This window comes from Nostocoides sp., assembly GCF_035343835.1.
GTDB lineage: Bacteria > Actinomycetota > Actinomycetes > Actinomycetales > Dermatophilaceae > Nostocoides_A > Nostocoides_A vanveenii.
Genome location: NZ_DAOQZV010000400.1, coordinates 1 through 1,565 on the forward strand (window position 1 = coordinate 1; position 1,565 = coordinate 1,565).

Annotated in this window: 1 protein-coding gene; it reads right to left on the reverse strand. The window is 67.9% G+C overall.

What is annotated here, in order from left to right:
- On the reverse strand, positions 1-1,357 hold a 1,357-nt coding region (locus PKH97_RS16535), incomplete at its 3' end, for an ammonium transporter (RefSeq protein WP_324388700.1).
- Positions 1,358-1,565: the final 208 nt, after the last annotated feature.

Here is a 1,565-nt window from a genome sequence, read left to right on the forward strand (position 1 = left end):
CGCCGGCCGCGCCCAGGGCGCCGGCCAGGCGGCCGCCGCGGGGGCTGAGGTCATAGGCGGTCTCGGCGTGCTCACTCTGGTCGATGCCCGCGGACTCGGCGTCCTCGGTGATCCGCCAGCCCATGGTGGCCTTGAGCGCGTAACCGATGATCGCGGTGACGACGCCGGAGATGGCGACCGAGATCAGCGCGATGAGGATCTGGATGACGGTCTGCTTGACCCCGTGGCCGTAGAGCAGGCCGGTGGTGGTCGAGAGCAGGCCGGCGCCGATGGTGCCCCAAAGGCCGGCGACCAGGTGGACACCGACGACGTCGAGGGAGTCATCGAAGCCGAACTTGAACTTCAGGCCGACGGCATAGGCCGAGAGCATGCCGGCCACCAGGCCGAGGACGATCGAGCCGATCGGCGAGAGGGCGCCACAGGCCGGGGTGATGGCGACCAGGCCGGCGACGACACCGGACGCGGCGCCGATCGAGGTGGCGTGTCCGTCACGCAGCTTCTCCAGCAGCAGCCAGCCGAGCATCGCGGCGCAGGTGGCGACGGTGGTGTTGATCCAGACCAGGGCGGCCGTGCCGTCGGGCGCGAGCTCCGAACCGGCGTTGAAGCCGAACCAGCCGAACCACAGCAGGCCGGCGCCGATCATCACGAGCGGGACATTGTGCGGGCGGAGTGCTTCCTTGCCGAAGCCGAGGCGCTTGCCGGCGATCAGGGCGAGGACGAGGCCGGCCATACCGGCGTTGATGTGCACGACCGTGCCACCGGCAAAGTCGATGGGCAGGATGTTGGCGACCTCGTCGGTGACCCCGAAGATCTTCGCCGACAGGCCGTCGGCCGAGCCCGAAAGCAGGCCGCCGCCCCACACCATGTGAGCAATCGGGAAGTAGCACAAGGTGACCCACAGGCCGGAGAACACCAGCCAGGTGGAGAACTTCACGCGGTCGGCGATGGCGCCGCTGATCAGGGCGACGGTGATCACCGCGAAGGTGAGCTGGAAGCCGACGAAGGCGAGCTCGGGGATATTGCCGTAGCCGTCGTAGCCGAAGGGATTGACCAGGCCCGCGGTGTCCTTGAGCCCGAACTTGTCGAAGGGATTGGCGATGATGCCGGCGAGATTGGTCGGGCCGAAGGACATCGAGTAGCCGTAAAGGACGTAGATGATGCCGATGACGCCCATCGCCCCGAAGGACATCATCATCATGTTGAGGACTGACTTTGCCCGCGTCATGCCGCCGTAGAAGAGGGCGAGCGCGGGCGTCGTCATCAGGAGGACCAGTGAGGCGCACAGGATGAGGAAGGCGGTCGACGCATAGTCGATCGTCGGCTCATCGGCAGCCGCGAGGGTGACGAGTGTTGTCATGCGGCCTAGCTTGGGCGCGCGCGATTTCCGGTTGTTGCGCGTCGTGTTACGGCGATGTTGCCGGATGGCGTGGCGCGTTAGCGTCCGGTAACCGCGAGGGTGATTTCTCGGATGTCGAGACGCACACCGTGCAGCCGCGGCCGACGTGGGCCAGTGAACCCTGCGTCGGGGCGCAGCGCCGGGCTGGCCGGCGGCCACGGGCGGGCGG